Consider the following 24,553-nt stretch of genomic DNA (forward strand, 5'->3'; position numbering starts at 1 on the left):
TTTTACTATCACGTTATAATTCGTTATATATGTAAATTTGATGACGGATCGAGTATGTCACTACTATTTTTCAGAGAGGATGTCCCGCGGCTGAGAGGACTCTAAAGTAAGGGTGACAGAAGGCTAATCCTAAAAAGCAGCTAATCCCTGCCGTCCTGCCACGTTACGGCAACTTGAGGTGATGAGCTACGGTTCATAATCAGGGTGGTAACGCGAGTATACTCTCGTCCCTGCTATGGGGACGGGGGTTTTTTGTTTGTCAAAAATAAAGGAGGATTTACAATGAAGACACTGAAGGCAGCACAAATTCGCCAAATGTTTTTAGACTTTTTCAAAGAAAAAGGGCATAGCATAGAACCGAGCGCTTCGCTCGTACCACATGATGATCCAACGTTATTGTGGATTAACAGCGGCGTTGCAACGCTGAAAAAATATTTTGATGGACGGGTTGTTCCGCAAAATCCGCGCATTACAAACGCACAAAAATCCATTCGTACCAATGATATTGAAAACGTTGGGAAAACAGCACGCCACCATACGTTTTTTGAAATGCTAGGTAATTTTTCAGTAGGTGACTATTTTAAAGAAGAAGCAATTGCATGGGCTTGGGAATTCTTAACGAGTAGTAAATGGATCGGTTTTGATAAAGATAAACTATCTGTTACGATTCATCCAGAAGATGAGGAAGCATTTCGTATTTGGAATGAAGAGATGGGAATTCCGAAAGAACGAATCATTCGACTTGAACATAATTTTTGGGATATTGGGGAAGGACCGAGTGGACCAAATACAGAAATTTTCTACGATCGCGGAGAAGCTTATGGAAATGATCCAAGTGATCCAGAGATGTATCCTGGTGGAGAAAATGAACGTTATTTAGAAATATGGAATCTTGTATTCTCCCAATTTAACCATAATCCAGATGGTACATATACACCATTACCAAAGAAAAACATTGATACAGGTATGGGATTAGAACGTATGGCTTCTGTCGTGCAAAACGTACAAACAAACTTTGATACAGATTTATTTATTCCGATTATTGAAGCAACAGAAGTAATTTCAGGTGAGAAATATCGTACGGATAAAGAGAAAGATACTGCATTTAAAGTAATAGCTGACCATATTCGTACAGTAACTTTTGCAGTAGGAGATGGGGCGCTTCCATCTAATGAAGGCAGAGGCTATGTATTACGTCGTTTACTTCGCCGTGCAGTGCGCTATGCGAAGAAATTAAATATCAATCGTCCGTTTATGTACGAACTTGTTCCGGTAGTTGGAGAAGTAATGAACGATTTTTATCCGGAAGTATTGGAAAAAACGGCATTTATTCAACGTGTGATTAAAAATGAAGAGGAACGCTTCCACGAGACGTTACATGAAGGAGAAGCGATTCTAACAGATGTGATTGAAAAAGCGAAGAAACAAGGAACAGGAACGATTAGTGGTGAAGATGCATTCCGATTGTACGATACATACGGTTTTCCAATCGAACTAACGGAAGAATATGCAGAAGATGAGAATTTGGTAGTCGATCATGCTGGTTTTGAAGTCCAGATGGAAAAACAACGTGAGCGTGCAAGAGCAGCGCGTCAGGATATGGATAGTATGCAAGTCCAAGGTGGTGTACTGGGAGACATTAAAGTAGAAAGCAGTTTCGTTGGTTTCTCTCAATTAGAAACAAAGAGTAAGATTGTTGCTCTTGTTCAAAACGGAGAATATGCAGATGTAGTAAAAGCGGGAGAAGAAGCGCATATTATGCTCGATGCAACACCTTTCTATGCAGAAATGGGTGGTCAAATAGCTGACTTTGGACAAGTAGTTGGAGAAGGATATAGAGCTAAGGTTACAGATGTTCAAAAAGCACCGAACGGACAACATTTGCATAAAATCATAGTAGAAGAAGGATCATTTACAAATGGCGTAAGCGTAACGGCAATTGTAGACCAAGCAAACCGTGCCAATATTATTAAAAATCATACAGCAACTCATTTACTTCACCAAGCATTAAAGGATGTATTAGGTGTACATGTAAATCAAGCAGGTTCACTCGTAACTAGTGAACGACTTCGTTTTGACTTCTCTCATTTTGGACAAGTCACTCCTGAAGAATTAGAAAAAGTTGAACATATTGTCAATGAAAAGATCTGGGAAAGCATCGCTGTAAATATTTCAGAAAAGCCAATTGCTGAAGCGAAAGCAATGGGCGCTATGGCATTGTTCGGTGAAAAATATGGAAAAATTGTCCGCGTTGTACAAGTAGGAGATTTTTCTTTAGAACTATGCGGTGGTTGTCATGTTGATAATACAGCGTCAATCGGTATTTTTAAAATTGTATCAGAATCTGGTATTGGTGCAGGTACGCGCCGTATCGAAGCAGTAACAGGTAAATTTGCATATGAATTGATGAACAGTCAAGTTATGCTCTTGCAAGAAACGGCAGGAAAACTTAAGACAAACACGAAGGACATTTTAACTCGGGTTGATGGTTTATATGCTGAAGTAAAACAATTGCATAAAGAAAACGAATCGCTCGCAGCTAAGTTAAGTAATATTGAAGCAGGAAATCTTACGCAGCAGGTTCGCGTAGTAGAAGGTATAAATGTATTAGCAAGCCAAGTACAAGCAACGGATGTAAATCATCTTCGTACCATGTTAGATGATTTGAAAACGAAGGTAGATTCAGCGGTTATTTTACTAGCAGCAGTAAATGAAGGTAAAGTTACCTTACTAGCAGGAGTTACAAAGGACCTTGTGAAAACATTCCATGCAGGAAAACTAGTAAAAGGTGCAGCAACCATTTGCGGCGGGGGCGGCGGGGGCCGACCTGATATGGCCCAAGCTGGTGGTAAAGACCCAAGCAAAGTAATGGAAGCACTTGCTTATACAGAAGAGTACGTCAAATCTGTTTTAAATTCATGATAGATTAGTGTACAATGATAGGGAGAAATATTTCTTCTCCCTATTTCAAGCAAAGTGAGGTGCTTACAGTGGACCCATTCGATAAAACAATGAAATTTACAGTTCAAGATGAAAAACAAAGTGTTCAAGTAAATGAAGTATTGTTTACTGTTTACGATGCACTTCAAGAAAAAGGATATCATCCAATTAATCAAATTGTAGGCTATTTGTTAAGTGGCGACCCAGCGTACATACCTCGTCATAAAGATGCACGTAGTATCATCCGTAAGCTCGAACGGGATGAATTGATTGAAGAATTAGTGAAATCTTATTTAAAGAATCACCGTGAGGAGTAATCATGCGCGTTTTGGGATTAGATGTAGGTACAAAAACAATTGGTGTCGCAATAAGCGATGAAATGGGCTGGACAGCCCAAGGAATAGAAACGATTAAAATTAATGCAGAGCGAAATGAATTTGGCTTTGCACGTATTAAAGAGTTAGTTAATGAGTATAATGTTGAACAAATTGTGATTGGCTTGCCAAAAAATATGAATGGCACAATCGGTGAACGCGGCCTGGCTTGTCAGGATTTTGCTGACAAATTGCATACATTTCTTACTCTTCCATGTACGTTATGGGATGAACGTCTTTCTACTATGGCAGCGGAGAAAATGCTCATATCTGCTGATGTTAGTCGTAAAAAACGTAAAAAGGTTATAGATAAAGTTGCAGCCGTTGTTATTTTGCAAGGGTACTTAGATAGCAAACAATAGGAGTGAATGAGTAATGACAGAACATAACCATGACCACGATCATGACCATACTGATCTTGTAGAAGAAAATCAAATTACAATTGTAGACCAAGACGGCAATGAACATTTATGTGATATCGTCTTTACTTTTGAACATGATCAATTTGGACAGAAAACGTATGTCGTGTTCTCTCCAGTTGGAGAGTTAGATGAAGACGGTGACCGCATTTATGATGCAGCTATTGTACAACCAGATGAATCAGAAGAGGGCGGCATATTAGCTGAACTTGAATCTGAAGAAGAATGGGATTTAGTACAAGAAGTGTTCGGTGCTTTTCTAGATGACGAAGAAGAGTAAGCCATTTAGAGTAAGCGGACTGTGAAAGCAGTCCGTTTTTCTATGGGGAAAGAAAAATCATTTTTCCATCTGTTACTAGGTTTCTGTGTTTGTTACTTCAAGGAGGATAGACAAAAGATGATGAAATTTAATAAACCCAAGCGAAAGCTAAAGACTTGGGTGATCGTTCTGCTTGGAATCGTCTTCGTTAGTGCCGCGTTATATGGTTACGTAATATCTGCTTTGCAACCCGTAAATGCACAAAGTACAGAAAAACAAAAGGTAACTATTGAACCAGGAACATCCACTGCTGAAATTGGGGATTTGCTTAAGAAAAATGGCATTGTGAAGAATGGAACCGTGTTCGAGTACTATGTAAAGACAACTTATAAAACAGGACTGAAGTCCGGAACGTATTTACTAAGCCCAGCGATGAGCGTAAAAGATATTGCAGACCATATTACAGGAGGAACCATGTATCAGGTACCTCTGAATAAGGTTGTGATTCCAGAAGGTTCACAAATAGTTGAAATCGCCGATATCATTGCAAAAGAGTTTAATATGAATAAAGAGGATGTCGTAAACCAGCTAAACGATTCCGCATTGCTAAATCGTCTACAAAGTAAATATCCTCAGCTTATTACAGACAAGCTAAATGATTCCACAATTAAATATAAGCTGGAAGGTTACTTGTATCCAGCTACCTACTCGTATTTTAAAAAGCCAAAATCAATTGATGAAATCATTGCACCTATGCTCGATAAAACGAATAGCTATGTGGTAAAACATGAAGATCAGATTAAGCAAAAGCAATTTGATGTACATCAATTTTTAACGATGGCTTCTTTAATCGAAGAAGAGGCAACAGCTACTACAGATCGGCAAAAAATTGCAAGTGTATTCTACAATCGTTTAAAAACGAATATGCCTTTGCAAACAGATCCAACGGTTCTATATGCGCTTGGTAAACATAAAGAGCGGGTTTTGCTGCAGGATTTAAAGGTTGCTTCACCTTACAACACATACATTAATAAAGGATTGCCAGTTGGACCGATTTCCAATGCTGGCGAACCGTCATTGCAGGCAGTGCTTGAACCAGTGCAAACAGATTATTATTATTTTCTCGCGGCACCAAGTGGGGAAGTGTTCTTTGCAAAAACACTAGAAGAGCATAATGCGCTAAAGGCGAAGTATATTACGGCAAAGTAGAAAAGTAATGCATAGGAAAATTGTCGCATCTCTTTCTTTTTTATGATAGAATATATCGGGTTAAAAAGGGCTTGTAACATTACGATATTTCTTGTAATGTGCAAGTTATAAAAATGAGCGGAACTTGTTGACAGGGAGTGCTCTGGTGGGAGAAGCAAGATGTCGAAACCACTCGTAAGCACTCTTCCTTTTTATAATAATCATTACTCTACTCTAGTATGTTCTTGCTTCGAAAGGAGGTTTTACGATGGAGCAGAATGCAACACAACACTATTTACTTTCTTTCATTGAAGAGAAGGATCCGCTTATTTTGCAGATGGAACAGTACGCAAATGAACACCATGTTCCGATTATGGATAAGCTTGGAATGGAATTTATGCTGCAGTTGCTTCGCTTAATCGAGCCTACATCTATTCTTGAAATAGGAGCAGCCATTGGATACTCCGCCATACGAATGGCGAAAAGTGTTCATGCGAATGTAGTGACAATCGAAAGAGATAAAGAACGGTATGATGAAGCCATTTTAAATATTAATCAAGCTGACTTACAAGATACTATTTCTCTTATTTTTGGGGACGCGCTTGAAACATCTTTACAAGTGAAACAACACGGCACATTTGACGTTATATTTATAGATGCAGCAAAAGGACAATACCAACGTTTCTTCGAGCTGTATGAACCTCTTCTTAATGAAGGAGGAGTTATTATCACTGATAATGTTCTGTTTCATGGCCTTGTCGTAGAAGAAAATATCGAAAAGAAACGTTTACGTAGTTTAGTAAACAAGATAAAGAACTATAATGAATGGTTAATGGCACATGATGGATTTGATACTACCATTTTTCCTATTGGTGATGGAGTAGCAGTTAGCAAAAAAAGAGGTGAACGGAAATGAAAAAACCAGAATTACTAGTCACACCAACGAGCATACATGATATTGAACCGCTTGCAAAGGCAGGGGCAGATGCATTGATTGTTGGAGAACAAAAGTTTGGTCTTAGACTTGCAGGGGAATTTTGCCGTGAAGATGTGAAGAAGGCTGTAGAACTTGCTCATCAACATCATATAAAACTTTATGTTGCAATGAATGCCATTTTTCATAACGAAAGTATTGATGTGCTGGCAGACTACGTATCCTTTTTAAAAGAAGCAGGTGTAGATGCAATTGTATTCGGTGATCCAGCTGTCCTAATGACAGCGAAGGAAATTGCCCCTGATATGAAACTACACTGGAATACAGAAACGACAGCAACAAATTGGTTCACTTGCAATTATTGGGGACGTAAAGGTGCAAAGCGCGCAGTCCTCGCTCGTGAATTAAGCTTTGAAGCGATTGAAGAAATAAAGGAGCATGCAAAGGTAGAAATTGAAGTGCAAGTTCATGGTATGACATGTATGTTCCAGTCAAAGAGATCGCTTATTGGAAATTACTTCGAATATCAAGGACGTATACTTGAGATTGAAAAGAAAAAATACGAAAAGAATATGTTTCTCCATGATCCAGAACGAAATAGTAAATATCCTGTATTTGAAGATGAGAATGGCACACATATTATGAGTCCAAAGGATATTTGTATTATTGATGAACTAGAAACACTTATTGATGCACAAATTGATTCCTTTAAGATTGATGGAGTGTTGAAAGATTCTGCGTATCTTATTGAAATTACGAAAAAATATCGCACAGCTATCGATCTTTGTGTAGATAATCGTGATAAATACGATGAAGTGAAGGATCAGCTTTACAAAGAAATTGAAACAATTCAGCCAATTAATCGTCCGTTAGATACCGGGTTTTTCTATAAAGAAACTGTATACTAAACAAAGGAGGTATAAGTATGACTGGTAAGGAAATTTCACGAATCATTGATGGAAAACGCATTATAGTGAAAAGACCTGAATTGTTAGCACCTGCAGGCAACTTAGAGAAGCTTAAGATTGCCGTTCGCTACGGAGCTGATGCCGTATTTATCGGCGGGCAAGAGTTCGGTCTTCGATCAAATGCTGACAATTTTACGATAGAAGAAATGGCAGAAGGCGTTGCTTTTGCAAAAGAGTACGGAGCAAGAATATATGTAACAACGAATATATATGCGCACAATGAAAATATGGACGGACTAGAAGAATACTTGCAAGCGATTGAGAAGGCCGGAGTTGCTGGAATTATCGTAGCAGACCCATTCATTATTGAGACTTGTAAAGAAGTAGCTCCGTCTCTCGAAATTCATTTAAGTACGCAGCAATCGCTCACGAATTGGAAGGCTGCGCAGTATTGGAAAGAAGAAGGATTAGATCGCGTCGTACTTGCACGTGAAACGAGCTATGAAGAAATTAAAGAAATGAAAGAAAAAGTGGATATTGAAATAGAAACGTTTATCCACGGCGCAATGTGTATAGCCTATTCAGGAAGATGTACGCTCAGCAATCATATGACGGCACGTGATTCCAACCGTGGGGGTTGCTGTCAATCATGCCGATGGAACTATGACTTAGTACAAACAACCTCACAGGAGAAAAATGCAGATGAAATCGCGTTATTTGAAGAAGGTGACGAGTCATTTGCAATGAGTCCAAAGGATCTAACATTAGTTCAGTCCATTCCGAAAATAATTGAAGCTGGAATTGATAGCCTGAAAATTGAAGGACGTATGAAATCCATTCACTACATCGCAACAGTTGTAAGTGTATACCGGAAAGTAATTGACACATACTGCGCAGATCCTGATCATTTTGAATTCAAGAAAGAATGGGAAGAAGAGCTTGATAAATGTGCAAACCGTGACACAGCCTCAGCTTTCTTTGAAGGAGTACCTGGATACCAACAGCAAATGTACGGTGATCATAGTAAAAAAACAACATTTGACTTTGTTGGCTTAGTACTTGCATACGACACAGAAACAAAAATAGCAACCATTCAACAACGAAACCACTTTAAACCTGGTCAAGAAGTAGAATTCTTCGGACCAGAAATCGAAAACTTTACGCAGCAAGTCGAAACGATATGGGGAAGCGAAGGCGAAGAACTAGACGCAGCAAGACACCCACTCGAAATAGTAAAAATCAAAGTGGACAAACCCGTACACCCATACGACATGATGAGAAAAAGAATGTTTCAATAAAAGAAAAGCGGAAATCGGCTCGCTTTAGCTCCGGAGGGCGGAAGTTCTCGCCCCAAAAAGGCGCTTTTGGCCTTTATGGGGTGAGGTTTTCCGACCGGAAGGAGCTAGCCGATTGGAGCTGGACACCAAAGAAAAGCGGAAATCGGCTCGCTTTAGCTCCGGAGGGCGGAAGTTCTCTGAAAAACGAAGCCGAGATACTCTTTTACATGAATGTTCGTATATTTTAAGAAAGAGTGGTAGTATAGATGGGTAAGCAAAAGCCTATTGTGATTGGAATCGCTGGAGGATCAGGTTCTGGGAAAACAAGTGTAACAAAAGCGATTTTTGATCATTTTCATGGTCACTCTATTTTAATGCTCGAACAAGATTTTTATTACAAAAATCAAGATGACATCCCGTTTGAAGAACGATTACAAACGAATTATGATCATCCTCTTGCATTCGACAATGATTTATTGATCCAACAAATAAATCAATTGTTAAAATATGAGCCGATTGAAAAGCCATTGTACAATTATAAATTGCATACACGTTCAAAAGAAACGATTCATCTAGAACCAAAGGACGTTATCATTTTGGAAGGTATTCTTATTCTAGAAGATAAACGTCTGCGCGATTTGATGGATATCAAAATATTTGTAGACACAGATGCAGATATACGAATCCTGCGAAGAATGCAGCGTGACATGAATGAACGTGGCCGTACGCTTGATTCGGTAATCGAACAATATATAAATGTTGTAAGACCGATGCATAATCAATTTATTGAACCATCTAAGCGCTATGCGGATATTATTATTCCAGAGGGCGGGCAAAATCACGTAGCAATTGATATAATGGTAACAAAAATTGGAACAATTCTTGAAGAAAAAACAATTTTGTAATAGCATAGAAAAAGACACCGAAACAGGAGGTTTTTTTCCTGCACATACCGAATACAGTGGAACATATAACCTCACCCCGTGATGGGTGGGGCCGTCTTTGTATGGATGGCATCATTAGGTAGTAGATAGAAAAAGGAGTGGACATTATGGCAACTGAAAAAACGTATCCAATGACACAAGCTGGAAAAGATAAGCTTGCGCAAGAATTAGAGTATTTAAAAACGACAAGAAGAAAAGAAGTAGTAGAACGTATTAAAATTGCACGTAGCTTCGGAGATCTATCTGAAAATTCTGAATACGATGCAGCGAAAGATGAGCAAGCATTCGTAGAAGGACGCGTAACACAAATTGAAAATATGATCCGCAATGCGGTTATTATTACAGAAAGCTCAGAAGTATCAAACGTTGTTTCTCTTGGAAAATCTGTTACATTTATCGAATTGCCAGATGGAGAAGAAGAAACGTACACAATTGTTGGTAGTGCAGAAGCAGATCCATTTGAAGGAAAAATTTCAAATGATTCACCAATTGCAAAGAACCTACTTGGTAAACAAGTCGGAGATGAAGTAATTGTAGCTACACCAGGCGGAGAAATGAAGATGAAAGTTCTAGCTGTAAAATAAACCAAATGAGTTAAATTCACAGTACCAAGTGAATGATTAGCCCTCACAGAATCTATTCTGTGAGGGTTTTGAGCGTCTATCCGGTTTTACCTCTTTCTTAGATGTCTAGGGGTTTAAAAGAATACAAATAAAAGGATTTTCTTCATCCTTCCCCCAATTGGTGCTACAATAAGAAATATGTGAATACAACACGGATGGAGGTAAGAGTATGACTCAAACTCTAGACGATTCGAGACTACACAAAAGAAAGCAGAAGCGTCGTAAATTATTTTTGAACATACTAATTGGAATCGTCTTTTTTGCTGCAGTTACAGTCGCATACCAGCTGTTCTCATCTCCGAAACAAACGGTGAAGAGTAATAATGTTAATCAAAATAAAGTGGCAACTGATGCAAAAAATGCAACAAGTTCTGCAGCATCTACAAGCAATGCTGCCAATCCTTCGGGGAGTACATCCCAGCCTGTTGAAGATAAAAAGGTAGTTGTTCAACAAAGTGATCCAAAGGTTACGGAAGCCTATACAAATCCATCATGGAAGCCAGTAGGTACTTCTCAATCAGAACCACATACGACAAAGTTTGATACATCTTCTCAAGATTGGAAAGAAATGGTTCAAACGATTTCTTATGCATTGAAAATTCCAACCGATAATTTAACCATTTTATTTATTGGTAATAATGGAGAAAATAAAGCTGTTGGCACGGTTAAAGCAAAGGATACGGAGCAACGGTATAAAGTAAATATTGAATGGGCCGACAAGCAAGGATGGAAACCAACATTAGTGCAACAATTGAAATAGTTAAACAAGAATGGAGTTAAAAAAGAAGATTAGTCTTTATGAAGACACTGAAAAAGGTATCCCTCTCTTACATATCTAGAGAGGGATACCTTATTTCTTTGTCTAGCCAATGATGGAACTTGTAGAATCCCTTTACGCATAGATACTAGATTAGTGCCCGCGAAAGTGAATTATAAGGGCATTGGTTGCCGCCTCGAACAAAAATGAAAGGAGCCGGTCATCAATCCTCTGTTTTGGTTACCGCTTCGAGTGAAAATGAAAGGAGCCGGTCATCAATCCCCTGTTTTGGTTACCGCTTCGAGTGAAAATGAAAGGAAGCCGGTTATCAATCCCCTGTATTAGTTACCGCTTCCAGTGAAGATGAAAGTAACCGGTCATCAATCTCCTGTATTAGTTACCGCTTCCAGTGAAAATGAAGGTAGCCGGTCATCAAAGCGCATCAAAGTAATCGTCTCTATAAAAAAAGGGCCCTGAATGATTTTTTCAGTGCCCTCCTCTCTACCGAGCACTCTTCTTTTTTAACTTAAAATGTACAACAGCGCTATAGTGTATTCGTTTGCTATCTGAATCTAAGCACATTTGATGAGAAACATTGTAAACTTCTAGTAACAGCGCACAATTGTTCTCAATCTGTTCATTGATTTTTTTTTGTAACGTTGCTAAATCATTTGCTTCATAGAATTCAATTTTGTCTTCAATCATTTCGAATGAGAGTTCCATCATAATCCTTCTTTCTATCTAATTCCTTATTATTAAGTGTAACAAATAAGAATTTTAAATACTATATTTGTAAGTATGGGTGTTGACTTTATTGAAAATCAGGCATATTATACTGATAAATCCTATAAGAAAAAGGGGAATTCGGATGGGGATTGAATTCAATCAGCTATTTGATGAATGGGCACAAACATATGACACCTTTATTGCTGGTGAAAACGATGAATATAGAGATATTTTTTTAAATTATGATGCCATATTAAATAATGTGGTAGAAAAATCATTCGGATCTATTATAGAGTTTGGAGTCGGAACAGGAAATCTGACGAAAAAGTTTCTGGATGCTGGATTTGAAGTGTTAGGCATTGAACCTTCTACGGAAATGCGTCTACTGGCAAGAGAAAAGCTTCCACATGCGTCTATTATAGAAGGGGATTACTTACATTTTGAACTATTGCATGATGTAGATACAATTGTTAGCACATATGCCTTTCATCATCTAACAGATGAAGAAAAGCGACTTGCGATTTCGAAGTATAGTCAAATCCTAAATTCAAATGGTAAAATAGTCTTTGCTGATACGATGTTCACGGATCAGGAAACCTTTGATCGTACAATACGAGATGCTATTGACCGGGGTTATAATAATTTAGCCAAGGATTTACAGTCTGAATATTATACTCTGATTCCAATCATGCAATCGATATTTGAAGATAACGGCTTCCATGTGACATTCACACGGCAAAATCATTTTGTGTGGATTGTGGAGGCGACTAAGAAGTAAGAGAGAGGGATATCATTTGAAAATAGCAGTTATCGGAGCAATGGAAGAAGAAGTGCGCATATTGCGTGACAAGCTTGAGAATAGAGTAGTAGAAACAGTAGCAGGTTCTGAATTTACGACAGGAACATTTGCAGGACATGAAGTTGTATTGCTGAAGTCTGGTATTGGGAAAGTGAATGCCGCTATGGCAACTACCATCCTATTGGAACGATATCAACCAGATAAAGTCATCAATACAGGATCTGCCGGTGGATTTCACCAATCTCTAAACGTGGGTGACGTTGTGATTTCAACCTTTGTTCGTCATCACGACGTAGATGTCACGATATTTAATTATGAGTATGGGCAAGTTCCTGGTTTACCAGCTGCATTTGAAGCTGATGCAGAGCTTGTTGCATTAGCAGAAAATTGTATGAAGCATGTAGATGGCGTACAAGTTGTAAAAGGAACAATCGCAACAGGGGATTCCTTTATGAATGACAGTGAACGTGTAGCGTTTGTTCGCAGTAAATTTAAGGATTTATATGCAGTGGAAATGGAAGCTGCAGCGGTTGCTCAAGTGTGCTATCAGTACAAAGTACCATTTGTTATCATCCGTGCACTTTCTGATATTGCTGGAAAAGAATCAAATGTATCATTTGATCAATTTTTAGATCAGGCTGCGCTTCATTCTACGAGATTTATTGAAAACATGTTGCGAGAACTAAAGTAAGAATGAAGTCTGTTTTAAATTAGCATACGGTTGTATGGAACCCTAGAGAATAGTAGTTTATATGCAAGAATCCAAAGTAAGGAGAAATCCTTACTTTGGAGAGTTTGTTTGAACTGAGGAGGAATGGTCCTAATGAACACGTTTCGCGGGGTACACGAGCTAATTGGCAATACACCGCTCGTGGAAATTACGCGGTTTTCCTTGCCGAAAGATGTACGAATATTTGCTAAGTTAGAGTATTTCAATCCTGGTGGAAGTATTAAAGACCGCTTAGGGAAGCATATGATAGAAGACGCATTAGATAAAGGGCTTGTCAAGCGAGGTGGCACAATTATTGAACCTACCGCTGGAAATACAGGAATAGGACTAGCACTAGCGGCTCTGCAATACGATATACATGTAATTGTATGTGTGCCGGAAAAATTTAGTATTGAAAAACAAGAGCTAATGCGGGCGCTTGGAGCTACAGTTGTAAATACAGTCACTGAAGAAGGGATGACAGGTGCTATCGCAAAAGCGAAGGAACTGCTGCAAGAAATTCCAAATTCGTATTGTCCGCAGCAGTTTGCTAATTATGCCAATCCCGACACGTATTTTAAAACTCTAGGACCTGAAATTTGGGCGGATCTTGATGGAAAGGTAGATATATTTGTTGCTGGCGCGGGGACAGGTGGAACATTTATGGGAACAGCCACTTACCTACAGGAACAAAATCCAAATTTAAAAAGTGTGATTGTAGAACCAGTAGGGTCTATCTTAAACGGTGGACAGTCTGGGCCACATGAGACGGAAGGGATTGGAATGGAGTTTCTGCCGCCATTTATGAATACGAATTATTTTCATAGCATTCATACGGTCTCGGATCGCGATGCTTTTCATCGCGTAAAAGAGCTTGCAAAACTTGAAGGCCTCTTAGTAGGTAGTTCATCTGGATCTGCCTTTCATGCTAGTTTATTAGAAGCAGAAAATGCCAAACCAGGAACAAACATCGTAACCGTTTTTCCAGATGGTAGTGAACGATACCTAAGTAAAGACATATACAAAGGATGGGACTAAAATGAGAGAAAAAACGAAGTTAATTCATGGTATTTCGATCGGAGATCCACAAACTGGCGCAGTAACCGTTCCGATTTATCAAACAAGTACGTATAAGCAAGAAGCGGTTGGTAAGCATAAAGGTTACGAATATTCTCGTACAGGCAACCCAACGCGTAGTGCACTTGAAGATATGGTAGCTGTACTCGAAAATGGTCATGCAGGCTTTGCATTCGGCTCTGGAATGGCAGCTATTACTGCCGTTATGATGCTATTTTCAAGCGGAGACCATGTCATTCTAACGGATGATGTATACGGCGGTACATTTCGTGTTATGACGAAAGTTCTGAACCGGTTTGGATTAGATCATACTTTCGTAGATACTACAAATCTAGAAGAAGTAAAAGCAGCTATAAAGCCAAATACGAAGGCAATTTACATTGAAACACCAACTAATCCACTACTTAAAATTACAGATATTACAGAAGTATCAACAATAGCAAAGCAGAACAATCTCTTAACCATAGTCGATAATACATTTATGACGTCATATTGGCAAAATCCAATCACACTCGGTGCTGACATCGTATTGCATAGCGCAACAAAGTATTTAGGTGGTCACAGTGATGTTGTATCTGGCGTCGTTGTTGTAAATACAGAGCAATTAGCAACTAATCTTCACTTTATCCAAAATTCTACAGGCGGTGTACTTGGTCCGCAAGATAGTTTTCTTCTTCTCCGTGGATTAAAAACTTTAGGGGTAAGAATGGAAGAACATGAAGCAAATGCTCGGAAAATTGCGAACTTCTTGACTGAACATCCAAAAGTGAAAAAAGTACATTATCCTGGTCTTACTAATCATCCACAACATGAAATGGCTAAGAAGCAAGCAAGAGGATTCGGGGCAATTATTTCATTCGATGTAGATAGTATAGATACTTTGAATCGCTTGATGAGTAATACACAATATTTTACTCTTGCAGAGAGCTTAGGAGCAGTGGAAAGTTTAATTTCTGTACCAGCAAAGATGACTCATGCTTCCATTCCAGCGGATCGTCGTGCGGAGCTTGGAATTACCGATACACTTATTCGTATTTCGGTTGGTATTGAAGATGTCGAGGATTTAATCGAGGACTTAACGCAAGCTTTAGCATAATAAAGATAGCCTCTAGTAACGTAATCGACATAGGCGTAAAAGAGGCTATTTCCTTTTTTGGGAAATCATTTCCACTTTGGATACATTTACTTGACTATTAGATTACTAGAATATGTTACTGTAAGTAGTATGGAGAGTGATAGAAATGAAGCATTTGCAACATAAAATAGCGGACTACAATCGGTTTGGACAAGTGTTACTAGCACTAAGCACAATTTTTATGTTGGGCCTTCTCATTCCAAATGGGGGAAAAACATTGTTACAGCTTATTACCATGCTAGTATCAATTGGAGTTTTTTTAAGTGGAGCGATGGTTTTCTTCTTTCAAGCTAAAAAAGTTCGTGAAAAACTGAATGATTTGCAAGAAAATCAACTGCAATAGTTTCGGTAGTAGAGAACGCAATACCTGTTTTGCTAATATAAAGTAAAAAAAAACTTGTCTATTCGTCAACATGCTACGAATAGACAAGTTTTTTTTATTCTACATTCCCTAATTTTAGAGCAACAACAAATAATACTGAGATTACAAGAAATGCTGATACAAAAAGTCCATTTGCATATTTAGAAAGGCTAGAAGCTGTTGCAGCATCTTCTTTTCCATCTAGGTTCTTTACAGCACGTTTTCCTAAGATTGTTAAGGCAATAATAGAGCCGAGTACAATTAAACTACCGAAATCTTGCATATAGCTTAGCCAAAGTGATCCTTTTCCTTCCACTTCGGAAGAAAAGCGCATAACAAGTCCAGTAATAAGAACGATTGTAGCACTTGGATGTGTTACCATATTAAAGAATCGAAGGATTTTCTTTAGTGATTCATTTACACCAGAACTACGAATATCCTTTTTTAATGCTAATAAAATTCCAGCAACAACTACCATAGCACCGAGCCAAACTGCTAGACCCGTGAGATGTAAAAAGAGAAATAACTTGAACAAAATTAGATGCCCCCTAGTTTCATTTGTTTAAAAATATTTTAAATTTTCTCAAAAAGTACTTCTTCTCAAGAAAACTAAAATGGTATCTATGAATCATTCTAACACGGCTATGTTGTAAATGCTCATCTGAGCTTGTGTTCGAATTGTATTCATAGAAATCTACATTGTTACAGCTCCTTATTCTATTTACTATCTTCACCGTGTAATGATAGTATTACTATTACCATACAGTAAGAATTTATCAGTAGTCAATTAATGACTATTATAGTGTTGAGTAAAGAAGAGTTGACTTTATTCTTGCGGATTTTTTAAAATGAAAAGAATGGAACTAGAAGGAGTTTTGAATTATGGAAGAGCGCGCACTTATATTATTAGGAATATTAATGGCACAAAGTCAGCATGGCTATCAAATAAATGAGTTTATAGAGAAAAATTTAAGTAATATGACAGATATGAAAAAGGCGACAGCTTACAATATGCTTGAAAAATTAAGTGCTTTAGGACATATTGATGTTCATATCGAGCAAGAAGGAAATCGCCCGCCAAGAAAAGTATATAGTGTGAATGAAGAGGGCACACAGTACTTTTTGGAGTTACTACGTAGAAATTTAGAAAGCGTGGGAAAGAAAAACGATCCTATTGATATTGGTCTTATGTTTCTCGACTATCTTCCGTTAGAAGAAGCAATTGTTTGCTTAGAAACCCGGCTTAGTAAGCTTTACAAGCGTATCTCCTATCAAGAGCAAGTTCCGAGTCATGGAAGCGGGAGCGGGGTTGATTTAGCTATTGAACGAAATCTTGTTATGTTGCGAGCGGAGTGTGAATGGCTTGCAAGTGTCATTAGCCGCTTACAAAATAAATAAGAAAGGATTGTAAGGAGAGTGTCAAATAGATGTACATATGAGAATATATCTTGACACTCCATTTTTCTAAAAAATATAATAACTAGTGTAAGGTAGTTTTTTACGTAGTAATTGCACTGGATTCTAGAAGATGTAACTTTTAAAGTTACATCTTGAAATAGAAAATATATGGGGTGAATACATGGCGAGTAAGAAGAAAAAAGGCAAGATACAAACTTCTTCAAGATGGGTATTTTGGGCAGTGGGTATAGTAATTGTTGCCGTGATAGCCGGTTTAATTATTTTAGGGAATGCTTCTACATCTAAAAAAGAAGCAACAATTGACTATAGCGGACAACCATACATAGGGAAAGATACAGCACCGGTCCAAATTGTTGAATTTGGAGATTATAAATGTCCTGTATGTAAAAGTTTTAATGAAACCTTTGTTCCGCAAATGACGAAGGATTTTGTAGATACAGGGAAAGCAAAGATTTATTTTATGAACTATGCCTTTATTAACGTAGATTCTACACGTTCGGCTTTGTTCTCAGAAACAGTGTATGGGGAATTGGGAAATTCTGCATTCTGGAAATTCCATGATCTACTTTATAAGAAGCAACCAGAAGATCCGCAATATGAAAAAATGGATTATTTCACTGAAAGCTTTTTAACAGATACATTAAAAGAAATTGCTAGCAGTGACGATGTAAATAAAGTCGTACAAGCCTTTAGTCAGAAAAAGGAACAAGCTGCCCTAGATAAGGATATGTCCTATGTAAGCAAGCTACAAATAAATGGAACACCGACGCTTTTCATTAATGGTAAAAAGTTTGAGGGTCAATCGTATGATGATCTGAAAAAAATGGTTGATGATGCAGCGAAGGGGAGCAAATAATGAATAAATCTTTTGTGCTTTCATGGCTTTCTGCAATAATAGCGATGCTAGGAAGTCTATTCTTTAGTGAGGTATTGCATTACGTGCCCTGTACATTATGCTGGTACCAACGCATTCTTATGTATCCTCTCGTTCTTTTAATTGGCATTGCCTTGTATCATAATGAGTCTTCAATCTATAAGTATGTTCTTCCCATGTCCATACTTGGTATGTTGTTATCTGGCTATCATTATGCAGAGCAACATATCTCAGCGCTTCAACAATTTCAAACCTGTTCAAGTGGTGTTCCTTGTACAGGAAAATATGTTGATTGGTTTGGATTTATTACGATCCCGCTACTAGCTTTTGTTGCCTTTACAGTCATAACAGTATGTATGTTTTTTGTTAGGAAGCAAGCTTTAGCTGAGGAAGAATGAAATTGATTGTGGAAAAATGAAATCGCTTCGTAAAAGGAATGAGTAGCTTGTGGAAGCTGCTCATTCTTTTTTGTATGCTAACAGCTCGGATACTGTTACAAAGTCGTATCCTTTCTGTAAGAGTGCAGGTAGAATAATTTTCAGCGCACGAATCGTTTGAGATTTATTGTATATCCCGTCGTGCATCAGTACAATATCCCCATTTCGAGCATGCTTTAAAACATGATTTGCGATTGCATATACTCCCGGAGATGACCAGTCCCTCGTATCTTGATGCCAAGACCATAGTATGGTTTTATATCCTTCTTCTTTTGTTAAAGTAAGTAATTCTTCACTCATATACCCCCCTGGAGGTCGAAAGAACCGCGGTGTATTTGGTTGCCATTTATCGATATACCTTTCCGTTTCTATAATTTCCTGTTTCATTTGTTCAATAGATGCTTTATTTGAATACCTATGTGTCATTGTATGGTTTCCAATTTCGTGACCTTCTGCTACGATTCGTTGCATAATTGCTGGATTTTCTTGCATACGATTGCCTACGACAAAAAAAGTAGCTTGTACATGGTACTGTTTTAAAATATCTAATATTTCAGGAGTGAAAATTGGATTAGGCCCATCGTCAAATGTAAGGGCCATTACTTTATGAGATGTAGGTACTTCCCACACAATATCGCCTTGTGCTTCTACTTTTTCACGTTTGATTTTTTTGGCTTCAACATGTAGAGGAGTCAACATGAAACAAATGATGAGTGCTGACAAAAGATAGATACGAATCGCAATCACCTCTTTTCCTACACTTAATATTTGAGGAAAAGAAAAAAATATACCGTTAGATAAAAAAACGGTAATAGAGGTTCCACTTTTTGTCTGATTAATCTAGAGGCTCAACATGTACGTTTGCTAAGTAAATATCGTGTTTAGTAACAAGAATTTTTTCTACGTCAGAGGAAATGTCATGACTAATACGCACATCAATGCTTGCATCCACTAGTATAATGACGTCTACAATTGCATTACTGCCATAGCTTCTGGCTTTAATGGCTTTGACCTTCTCTACACCAGGTACTTGTGCAATGGTACCCTTATAGGCTGTTAGTTCCTCTTCGTCAAATCCATCTGTCAATTGATGAGTAGTTTCTCTAAAAATATCCCAAGCTGTTTTACAAATGAGCAGTCCAACAATAATAGCTGTCACCGAGTCCAGCCAGGGTAAGCCAAACTGTGATCCAACGATACCGACAGTCGTTCCAACACTCACCCACGCATCTGATAAATTGTCTTTGGCTGCTGCCATTACTGAATGACTTTTAATTTTTCCTGCAAGTTTATGATTGAAACGATATACGAAAAACATTATGATTGCACAAAACATAGCTGTGTACGCAGATGTCCAATCTGGATAGGTTGTGTCCCCTTTAAGCATTGAGAGAATGGCTTGATAGAGTACTTGTAAGCCTACGGACATCATAATGAAGGAAGCGACCATGGATGCAACCGTTTCGGCGCGCAAATGACCATAGGGATGATCATGGTCCGGCGGCTTTTGTGATACACGCAAACCAATGAAAACGGCGATAGATGCAATAATATCTGTTGTATTATTGTAACCATCTGCTTGTAATGCTTCTGAATGGGCAGTATAACCTATAAATAATTTTAAAATAGATAATAGAATGTATACGATGATACTAAGAATGGCACCGCGTTCCCCCATTCTAAGCTCCTTATAGCGTTGATCCAATTTCTTTCCCTCCAAATTTCTATCTCGATATGTAGTGGAAAACATATCCACTTATAAATTTGCTTTTTACAATCCTATCAAACGAAATACATGTGGGTCTAGAGAAATCTTTTTAGAAAAAAACAGGAAAGTAAGCGTATACAAAAAATGTTTTACGAAGGCAAAAGAATAAGTTTCATTTAGTCAAAAATGTTACCATATCGCTACTTATGTATAGATAATCAACTTTGTTTGCATAGACTCACATGGCCTATATTTGGTAAGCTAATAAAAGTATAAAAAATTCGTACCATTTTTACCCGGGAAGAAAATAGAGAGGAGTCTTGGTGTATGATACAATCACGTACATCACCTTTACTAGCAGCATGGATTAGTGTCTTTAGTAATGTTTTATTAACAATTTTAAAATTAATCGTGGGAATTGTGTTCAGGAGTCAGGTTCTCATTGCAGATGGTGTCCATAGTGCAGCAGATGTTGCTGCATCTGTCGCTTCACTAGGATCCATGAAAATTGCAATTCAACCAGCTGACGAAGATCATCCTTACGGTCACGGGAAAGCAGAAGTTATTTCATCTGCTATTGTCGCCATCATATTAGCACTTGCTGCTGTATTTATAGCTTATGAGTCCGTTTCATCTTTATTTGAGCCTGCCGCTAAGCCACATATAATTGCTTTACTTGCTGCAATTGTGTCGCTAGTTTGGAAAGAAATTCTATACATATATGTATACCGAGTTGGAAAAAGGGTAAATAGCAAAGGATTGTTAGCTACTGCTTATGATCATCTTGCTGATGTATACGCATCCCTTGCAGCTACAATTGGGATTGGAATTGCCTTGTTAAATAATATTATTCCCATTCCTTATGGTGCTTACGGGGATCCGATTGCTGGAAGTATCGTTTCTATCTTTGTACTTCGTCTTGCTGTACAGATGGGAAAAGAATCAATCGATACGTTAATGGAGGGGAGTTTGACACTTGAAAAACAACAATCCTATCGTAAACTTATCGAAGAAAATCCAAACGTGAAACGAATTGATCGTCTTAGAGCAAGAGAACTAGGCTATTATGTTTTAATTGATGCAAGAGTTAGCGTGCTTGCAGAGCTTAATATCCAGCAAGGTCATGATATATGTAGAGAAATAAAAACATCAATTATGAAAGAACATCCAGAAGTAAAGGAAGTTTTAATTCATCTGAATCCGTGGTATGAAACAAAGTCGAATAAATAGTATTCTATCCTTATACCCATGTATGCATGGATATAGGGATATTTTTTTATTGGAAAATGAAATATTCCCTCCTATACTGGAATAAGACCTAACATAATCCATGAAACGAATACAAATTATAAAAATATAGGGTGAAATGAACATTTTTCAATAAAAGTACGTCTTTTCAGACAAGAGAGAAGACAGGAGGGGCTGGAGTATGTGAACCAGGAATTGCATGAGTTAATACAGCGCGCAAAACGAGGAAAAGAAGATGCATTCTCACAGCTGGTCACATTGTATAAAGGTGAAGTGTTTCGTCATGCCTATGCAATGGTTAATGATAAGATGGAGGCTGAGGACATAGCGCAGGAAGCCTTTCTTAAAGCCTATCTTTCCCTTCCAAAATTAGAAAATGAATATGCATTTGTTTCATGGTTAACGAGAATTGTAACGAATTTATGCTATGATCGCTTGAAAAAGATGAATAAAACAAAGTCGTATTCTTCAGAAGAAGATATGATAAGTATAGAGAACGATGAGATGGAACACATACAAACACGGTTAACGATACAGGAAGCTATGCAAAGATTATCGGTTGAACATAGAACGGTCATTATTTTAAAAGACGTACAGGGATATTCTTACGATGAAATAGCAACTATTTTACATATTCCTGTTGGAACGGTTAAGTCTAGATTGAATGCAGCAAGAATGATGGTAAGAAAAGAAATTTCTAGAGGTGATGAGAATGCATGAGATAGAAGAATTATTACCTGACTACGTAGACGATGAATTAAGTTCGGATCAACGTATGAAAGTGGAGAAACATCTTAGTGTGTGTATAGAATGTCAACATCAGGTTGAAGAGCTAGTGCAGATGAAACAGGATATTCTACAGGCCTATTCATTGATTCAACCAGATGATCATTTCGAAGAGCTTGTAATGGAGAACATTGGTTCTTACAAGCAACAATTGAAACGAAAATCGAAAGTTATGCATGTTTCGCTTTCCATCGTTGTGTCTGCTCTATTCTTATTTCTTGTTCTACAAACGAGCTCTATCTTGTATGCCATCTTTCAAGTTCTATTTGCGTTTATACATGTAGGCATGAGTCTTGTTGGCGCAATTGTGACGATTGTTTCTTCCGTTCCTAATGTAATTGAAATTATCGTGATATCAACCCTTTTCGTTTTCATTTTTTCCAGTTGGTCGATTCACCGGTTGTTGCGGACGAAAGCTATCAGTTAAGGAGGTGGAAAATTGAAAATACTTCGATTATCAATTTTCATTATGTGTATCTATTTTTTTCCCATGCAACAGCAAGCCCTTGCTGCAGAAACAAATCTAATTCAATTTAAGGAAACGATCATTCACGATTATCAAAAAGTAGAAGGAATTCTTGTTATCGGTAATGGTTTAACAGTAGAAGGAACGGTCAATACGGCAGTTATCGTCATAAATGGAGATTTACATATTCAAAAAACCGCTATTATTAAAGGTCCCATTCTTGTTATTGGAGGGGTAGCTGAGCAACAACAAGGTGCGAAAATTGGGGAACATCTGCTCGCGCTCCAATTCAATGATGCTACGCAAAATAGTTTTTTATTTGCAGGAGCATTATTTCTTGGTATGTGGATTATTCGAATTATGACGGTACTTAGTATCGGAATCTTTACAATACTAACTGGGATACTTATGAAACAACGAATGGAAAGCATGAGTACTCCGGTTACATCCGAGTGGGGGCGATTGCTTGTCACAGGAGCATTTGCTAGCATTGCTCTAGGAGCCATTAGCGTACTGCTTACCATTAGTGTGATTGGTATACCAATTGTCATTGTATTACTTGTCCTATCTCTTCTTTCCCTATTAATTGGGATGTGTATGCTTAGCGATGTAATTGCAAAAAAGGTGAAAGGGCTTGAAGATGGTCCGTGGTGGAAGAAACTAACGATTGGGTGTGCCATTTTACTCTCTTTTATGAGTCTTCCGTTAATTGGAGGGTTCGTTATTTTGCTAACACTCTGGCTTTCCTTTGGTGTTTCAATAAAATGGTTGGTGGATAGAAGAAAAAAAAGATGATGTATTCCTTACATCATTCGGACAATGCGAATGATATAAGGAATGCATACAGGATAAAATATTTTTTATTTCGTCTGAACTTTTTATAAGTTGCCTTCGTCCATTAACATGAAGAAAACTAAGGAGGCAATATACGTATATGAGTAGTTTTATACAAAGTGTTTTATTGACTTTAATGAGTTTTGGATATGTAGGAATTGCAATTGGATTAATGATAGAGGTTATCCCGAGTGAAATTGTATTAGCTTATGCGGGCTATCTGATTACAAAAGGAGAAGTTAGTTTTGTCGGAGCCGTTATTGCAGGGGTCATCGGTGGTGTAATTGCTCAATTATTTTTATATTGGATTGGTAAGTATGGAGGCAGACCGTTTTTGGTGAAATATGGAAAATTTTTATTCGTTCGCGAAAAACAAATTAATATGGCAGAACGTTGGTTTGAGAAGTACGGGGTTGGAGTAATATTTACAGTAAGATTCATACCCGTTGTTCGGCATGCCATTAGTATTCCAGCAGGTATTTCACGTATGTCTCTTGCAAAGTTTACGGGTTATACGACTCTAGCTATCATTCCATGGTCCATTTTATTTATTTATCTTGGAGAAAAATTAGCCTCAAATTGGCAACAAGTGAATCAAATTGCGAAGCCGTACGTACAGCCCATTATGTATGCGGCTATCTTAGGTGTAATTGCATACCTATTTGTAAAAATACAAAAAAATAGACAAACTCGTGCATAATCATACAACTATGAAGAAACAGAAGGTGAGAGTCCATTGAATAATGAAATCTTTCAACAAATTAACAATTTAGCAGGGCATTCAGCTCTTTTAGATAAAACGATGGTGTTTTTAACAGATAGTACGGCATACGTAGCTATATTTATTCTACTAGCTCTTTGGTTTCAAAATGGAAAGTTAGAAAGAGTAGCTGTTTCTAAGCAGTACACTGCCATATACGCTGTGCTTTCAACATTGATGGGATTAGCTATAAATGCGATTATACATAGCGTATATTATCATCCGCGTCCATTTGTCACGTATCATGTTCATCAATTGGTTCCGCACGGCCTGGATTCTTCATTCGTAAGTGATCATTCTGTACTTGTGTTTGCGATTGCCTTTACACTGTTGCTTCGAAGTGATTCTTTGAAACACATTGTACTTAGTTGGGCAATCCTTATTGGAATAACAAGAATCTATATAGGTGTCCATTATCCACTTGATGTGATAGGAGGAGCAGCTCTTTCGTTTATGACTAGCTTTATTGTTGTGGCAAATGCCAAAAAAGTAGAACCGCTCGCACAATTTATTTTCCGCCTGTTTAGAAAGGTTATCATCGTTATTCCGTTTCTTTCAAAATATTATCATGGAGCGCATCGTGAGGGCTAA

General features: G+C 37.8%; 29 protein-coding genes and 1 other annotated feature. Of the genes, 25 read left to right on the plus strand and 4 right to left on the minus strand.

Annotation, left to right across the window (positions count from 1 at the left end; translation table 11 throughout):
* Positions 1–31: 31 nt before the first annotated feature.
* Positions 32–235, plus strand: a binding site (T-box leader).
* A 47-nt stretch (positions 236–282) separates the two neighbouring features.
* The 11 genes from alaS to ACAN53_RS01525 all read left to right on the plus strand — a co-directional run bounded on the left by alaS (position 283) and on the right by ACAN53_RS01525 (position 10,626).
* On the plus strand, positions 283–2,922 hold the full coding sequence (gene alaS, locus ACAN53_RS01475; RefSeq protein WP_379965961.1) for an alanine--tRNA ligase: 2,640 nt from the start codon (positions 283–285) through the stop codon (positions 2,920–2,922).
* A 68-nt stretch (positions 2,923–2,990) separates the two neighbouring features.
* Positions 2,991–3,257 carry an IreB family regulatory phosphoprotein gene (locus ACAN53_RS01480; protein ID WP_379965964.1) on the plus strand — a complete coding sequence of 89 codons (267 nt, stop codon included), beginning with the start codon at positions 2,991–2,993 and terminating at the stop codon, positions 3,255–3,257.
* Between the two features lie 2 nt (positions 3,258–3,259).
* Positions 3,260–3,676: a Holliday junction resolvase RuvX gene (gene ruvX / locus ACAN53_RS01485; protein ID WP_379965967.1), complete on the plus strand. Its 417-nt coding sequence runs from the start codon at positions 3,260–3,262 to the stop codon at positions 3,674–3,676.
* A 13-nt stretch (positions 3,677–3,689) separates the two neighbouring features.
* Positions 3,690–4,013, plus strand: a complete 324-nt coding sequence (locus ACAN53_RS01490; protein ID WP_379965970.1) for a DUF1292 domain-containing protein — start codon at positions 3,690–3,692, stop codon at positions 4,011–4,013.
* Positions 4,014–4,130: 117 nt separating this feature from the next.
* Positions 4,131–5,201: an endolytic transglycosylase MltG gene (gene mltG / locus ACAN53_RS01495; RefSeq protein WP_379965973.1), complete on the plus strand. Its 1,071-nt coding sequence runs from the start codon at positions 4,131–4,133 to the stop codon at positions 5,199–5,201.
* A gap of 247 nt (positions 5,202–5,448) precedes the next feature.
* The gene (locus tag ACAN53_RS01500; protein WP_379965976.1) at positions 5,449–6,096 is read left to right on the plus strand and encodes an O-methyltransferase; all 648 of its coding nucleotides are present in this window, start codon (positions 5,449–5,451) and stop codon (positions 6,094–6,096) included.
* The gene (locus ACAN53_RS01505) at positions 6,093–7,022 is read left to right on the plus strand and encodes a peptidase U32 family protein (protein WP_379965979.1); all 930 of its coding nucleotides are present in this window, start codon (positions 6,093–6,095) and stop codon (positions 7,020–7,022) included. Before ACAN53_RS01500 ends, ACAN53_RS01505 begins: the two co-directional genes overlap by 4 nt.
* A 17-nt stretch (positions 7,023–7,039) precedes the next feature.
* Positions 7,040–8,320, plus strand: a complete 1,281-nt coding sequence (locus ACAN53_RS01510; protein ID WP_379965982.1) for a peptidase U32 family protein — start codon at positions 7,040–7,042, stop codon at positions 8,318–8,320.
* Positions 8,321–8,565: 245 nt separating this feature from the next.
* Complete coding sequence (gene udk / locus ACAN53_RS01515) at positions 8,566–9,204, plus strand: uridine kinase (protein WP_379965985.1); 639 nt, start codon at positions 8,566–8,568, stop codon at positions 9,202–9,204.
* 146 nt (positions 9,205–9,350) lie between these two features.
* On the plus strand, positions 9,351–9,827 hold the full coding sequence (gene greA, locus ACAN53_RS01520; protein ID WP_379965988.1) for a transcription elongation factor GreA: 477 nt from the start codon (positions 9,351–9,353) through the stop codon (positions 9,825–9,827).
* Positions 9,828–10,035: 208 nt separating this feature from the next.
* A complete protein-coding gene (locus tag ACAN53_RS01525; protein ID WP_379965991.1) occupies positions 10,036–10,626 on the plus strand; it encodes a YrrS family protein in 591 nt (196 codons plus the stop codon).
* A gap of 498 nt (positions 10,627–11,124) precedes the next feature.
* Here ACAN53_RS01525 and ACAN53_RS01530 read toward each other — a convergent pair whose 3' ends face one another.
* Positions 11,125–11,346 (minus strand): YrzA family protein, encoded by a 222-nt coding sequence (locus ACAN53_RS01530; protein WP_379965994.1) that lies wholly within the window; start codon positions 11,344–11,346, stop codon positions 11,125–11,127.
* Positions 11,347–11,491: 145 nt separating this feature from the next.
* Between ACAN53_RS01530 and ACAN53_RS01535 the strand changes: the two genes are divergently transcribed.
* The 5 genes from ACAN53_RS01535 (at position 11,492) to ACAN53_RS01555 (ending at position 15,412) form a co-directional block, all read left to right on the plus strand.
* Positions 11,492–12,127 (plus strand): class I SAM-dependent DNA methyltransferase, encoded by a 636-nt coding sequence (locus ACAN53_RS01535; protein WP_379965997.1) that lies wholly within the window; start codon positions 11,492–11,494, stop codon positions 12,125–12,127.
* Between the two features lie 16 nt (positions 12,128–12,143).
* On the plus strand, positions 12,144–12,839 hold the full coding sequence (gene mtnN, locus ACAN53_RS01540) for a 5'-methylthioadenosine/S-adenosylhomocysteine nucleosidase (protein ID WP_379966000.1): 696 nt from the start codon (positions 12,144–12,146) through the stop codon (positions 12,837–12,839).
* Positions 12,840–12,971: 132 nt separating this feature from the next.
* Positions 12,972–13,895 (plus strand): PLP-dependent cysteine synthase family protein, encoded by a 924-nt coding sequence (locus ACAN53_RS01545; RefSeq protein ID WP_379966003.1) that lies wholly within the window; start codon positions 12,972–12,974, stop codon positions 13,893–13,895.
* Between the two features lies 1 nt (position 13,896).
* Complete coding sequence (locus ACAN53_RS01550) at positions 13,897–15,030, plus strand: bifunctional cystathionine gamma-lyase/homocysteine desulfhydrase (RefSeq protein ID WP_379966006.1); 1,134 nt, start codon at positions 13,897–13,899, stop codon at positions 15,028–15,030.
* A gap of 145 nt (positions 15,031–15,175) precedes the next feature.
* Positions 15,176–15,412, plus strand: coding sequence for a YrhC family protein (locus ACAN53_RS01555; RefSeq protein ID WP_379966009.1), 237 nt, complete (start codon positions 15,176–15,178; stop codon positions 15,410–15,412).
* 94 nt (positions 15,413–15,506) lie between these two features.
* On the opposite strand, the gene ACAN53_RS01560 is transcribed toward ACAN53_RS01555, so the two are convergent.
* Positions 15,507–15,965, minus strand: coding sequence for a PIN domain-containing protein (locus tag ACAN53_RS01560; RefSeq protein WP_379966012.1), 459 nt, complete (start codon positions 15,963–15,965; stop codon positions 15,507–15,509).
* Positions 15,966–16,312: 347 nt separating this feature from the next.
* Between ACAN53_RS01560 and ACAN53_RS01565 the strand changes: the two genes are divergently transcribed.
* The 3 genes from ACAN53_RS01565 to ACAN53_RS01575 all read left to right on the plus strand — a co-directional run bounded on the left by ACAN53_RS01565 (position 16,313) and on the right by ACAN53_RS01575 (position 18,121).
* Positions 16,313–16,828: a PadR family transcriptional regulator gene (locus ACAN53_RS01565; RefSeq protein WP_379966015.1), complete on the plus strand. Its 516-nt coding sequence runs from the start codon at positions 16,313–16,315 to the stop codon at positions 16,826–16,828.
* Between the two features lie 181 nt (positions 16,829–17,009).
* On the plus strand, positions 17,010–17,705 hold the full coding sequence (locus ACAN53_RS01570; RefSeq protein WP_379966018.1) for a DsbA family protein: 696 nt from the start codon (positions 17,010–17,012) through the stop codon (positions 17,703–17,705).
* Positions 17,705–18,121 carry a disulfide oxidoreductase gene (locus ACAN53_RS01575; protein ID WP_379966021.1) on the plus strand — a complete coding sequence of 139 codons (417 nt, stop codon included), beginning with the start codon at positions 17,705–17,707 and terminating at the stop codon, positions 18,119–18,121. The genes ACAN53_RS01570 and ACAN53_RS01575 overlap by 1 nt, the downstream gene beginning before the upstream one ends.
* Before the next feature lie 60 nt (positions 18,122–18,181).
* Here ACAN53_RS01575 and ACAN53_RS01580 read toward each other — a convergent pair whose 3' ends face one another.
* Together ACAN53_RS01580 and ACAN53_RS01585 are read right to left on the minus strand one after the other, a co-directional pair.
* A complete protein-coding gene (locus ACAN53_RS01580) occupies positions 18,182–18,859 on the minus strand; it encodes a polysaccharide deacetylase family protein (RefSeq protein WP_379970206.1) in 678 nt (225 codons plus the stop codon).
* A gap of 136 nt (positions 18,860–18,995) precedes the next feature.
* A complete protein-coding gene (locus ACAN53_RS01585; RefSeq protein ID WP_379970208.1) occupies positions 18,996–19,838 on the minus strand; it encodes a cation diffusion facilitator family transporter in 843 nt (280 codons plus the stop codon).
* 357 nt (positions 19,839–20,195) lie between these two features.
* Between ACAN53_RS01585 and ACAN53_RS01590 the strand changes: the two genes are divergently transcribed.
* From ACAN53_RS01590 to ACAN53_RS01615, 6 genes are all read left to right on the plus strand, one after another.
* Positions 20,196–21,098: a cation diffusion facilitator family transporter gene (locus tag ACAN53_RS01590; RefSeq protein WP_379966024.1), complete on the plus strand. Its 903-nt coding sequence runs from the start codon at positions 20,196–20,198 to the stop codon at positions 21,096–21,098.
* A gap of 201 nt (positions 21,099–21,299) precedes the next feature.
* Complete coding sequence (locus tag ACAN53_RS01595; RefSeq protein WP_379966027.1) at positions 21,300–21,836, plus strand: RNA polymerase sigma factor; 537 nt, start codon at positions 21,300–21,302, stop codon at positions 21,834–21,836.
* The gene (locus ACAN53_RS01600; protein WP_379966030.1) at positions 21,829–22,329 is read left to right on the plus strand and encodes an anti-sigma factor family protein; all 501 of its coding nucleotides are present in this window, start codon (positions 21,829–21,831) and stop codon (positions 22,327–22,329) included. The genes ACAN53_RS01595 and ACAN53_RS01600 overlap by 8 nt, the downstream gene beginning before the upstream one ends.
* 12 nt (positions 22,330–22,341) lie before the next feature.
* Entirely contained in the window at positions 22,342–23,163 is an 822-nt protein-coding gene (locus tag ACAN53_RS01605; RefSeq protein WP_379966033.1) for a hypothetical protein, read from the plus strand.
* Positions 23,164–23,302: 139 nt separating this feature from the next.
* Positions 23,303–23,902 carry an undecaprenyl phosphate transporter UptA gene (gene uptA / locus ACAN53_RS01610; protein ID WP_379966036.1) on the plus strand — a complete coding sequence of 200 codons (600 nt, stop codon included), beginning with the start codon at positions 23,303–23,305 and terminating at the stop codon, positions 23,900–23,902.
* Between the two features lie 36 nt (positions 23,903–23,938).
* Positions 23,939–24,553: an undecaprenyl-diphosphatase gene (locus ACAN53_RS01615; protein ID WP_379966039.1), complete on the plus strand. Its 615-nt coding sequence runs from the start codon at positions 23,939–23,941 to the stop codon at positions 24,551–24,553.

Source organism: Ectobacillus soli (assembly GCF_042610425.1).
Lineage (GTDB): Bacteria > Bacillota > Bacilli > Bacillales > Bacillaceae_G > Ectobacillus.

What these genes read in the sequence shown, in the direction of transcription:
- alaS (WP_379965961.1), top strand. Translation starts at nt 283, where the DNA reads ATGAAGACACTGAAGGCAGCACAAATTCGCCAAATGTTTTTAGACTTT.
- ruvX (WP_379965967.1), top strand. Translation starts at nt 3,260, where the DNA reads ATGCGCGTTTTGGGATTAGATGTAGGTACAAAAACAATTGGTGTCGCA.
- ACAN53_RS01490 (WP_379965970.1), top strand. Translation starts at nt 3,690, where the DNA reads ATGACAGAACATAACCATGACCACGATCATGACCATACTGATCTTGTA.
- mltG (WP_379965973.1), top strand. Translation starts at nt 4,131, where the DNA reads ATGATGAAATTTAATAAACCCAAGCGAAAGCTAAAGACTTGGGTGATC.
- ACAN53_RS01500 (WP_379965976.1), top strand. Translation starts at nt 5,449, where the DNA reads ATGGAGCAGAATGCAACACAACACTATTTACTTTCTTTCATTGAAGAG.
- ACAN53_RS01505 (WP_379965979.1), top strand. Translation starts at nt 6,093, where the DNA reads ATGAAAAAACCAGAATTACTAGTCACACCAACGAGCATACATGATATT.
- ACAN53_RS01510 (WP_379965982.1), top strand. Translation starts at nt 7,040, where the DNA reads ATGACTGGTAAGGAAATTTCACGAATCATTGATGGAAAACGCATTATA.
- udk (WP_379965985.1), top strand. Translation starts at nt 8,566, where the DNA reads ATGGGTAAGCAAAAGCCTATTGTGATTGGAATCGCTGGAGGATCAGGT.
- greA (WP_379965988.1), top strand. Translation starts at nt 9,351, where the DNA reads ATGGCAACTGAAAAAACGTATCCAATGACACAAGCTGGAAAAGATAAG.
- ACAN53_RS01525 (WP_379965991.1), top strand. Translation starts at nt 10,036, where the DNA reads ATGACTCAAACTCTAGACGATTCGAGACTACACAAAAGAAAGCAGAAG.
- ACAN53_RS01530 (WP_379965994.1), bottom strand. Translation starts at nt 11,346, where the DNA reads ATGGAACTCTCATTCGAAATGATTGAAGACAAAATTGAATTCTATGAA.
- ACAN53_RS01535 (WP_379965997.1), top strand. Translation starts at nt 11,492, where the DNA reads ATGGGGATTGAATTCAATCAGCTATTTGATGAATGGGCACAAACATAT.
- ACAN53_RS01545 (WP_379966003.1), top strand. Translation starts at nt 12,972, where the DNA reads ATGAACACGTTTCGCGGGGTACACGAGCTAATTGGCAATACACCGCTC.
- ACAN53_RS01550 (WP_379966006.1), top strand. Translation starts at nt 13,897, where the DNA reads ATGAGAGAAAAAACGAAGTTAATTCATGGTATTTCGATCGGAGATCCA.
- ACAN53_RS01555 (WP_379966009.1), top strand. Translation starts at nt 15,176, where the DNA reads ATGAAGCATTTGCAACATAAAATAGCGGACTACAATCGGTTTGGACAA.
- ACAN53_RS01565 (WP_379966015.1), top strand. Translation starts at nt 16,313, where the DNA reads ATGGAAGAGCGCGCACTTATATTATTAGGAATATTAATGGCACAAAGT.
- ACAN53_RS01570 (WP_379966018.1), top strand. Translation starts at nt 17,010, where the DNA reads ATGGCGAGTAAGAAGAAAAAAGGCAAGATACAAACTTCTTCAAGATGG.
- ACAN53_RS01575 (WP_379966021.1), top strand. Translation starts at nt 17,705, where the DNA reads ATGAATAAATCTTTTGTGCTTTCATGGCTTTCTGCAATAATAGCGATG.
- ACAN53_RS01580 (WP_379970206.1), bottom strand. Translation starts at nt 18,859, where the DNA reads ATGTTGACTCCTCTACATGTTGAAGCCAAAAAAATCAAACGTGAAAAA.
- ACAN53_RS01585 (WP_379970208.1), bottom strand. Translation starts at nt 19,838, where the DNA reads ATGGGGGAACGCGGTGCCATTCTTAGTATCATCGTATACATTCTATTA.
- ACAN53_RS01590 (WP_379966024.1), top strand. Translation starts at nt 20,196, where the DNA reads ATGATACAATCACGTACATCACCTTTACTAGCAGCATGGATTAGTGTC.
- ACAN53_RS01600 (WP_379966030.1), top strand. Translation starts at nt 21,829, where the DNA reads ATGCATGAGATAGAAGAATTATTACCTGACTACGTAGACGATGAATTA.
- uptA (WP_379966036.1), top strand. Translation starts at nt 23,303, where the DNA reads ATGAGTAGTTTTATACAAAGTGTTTTATTGACTTTAATGAGTTTTGGA.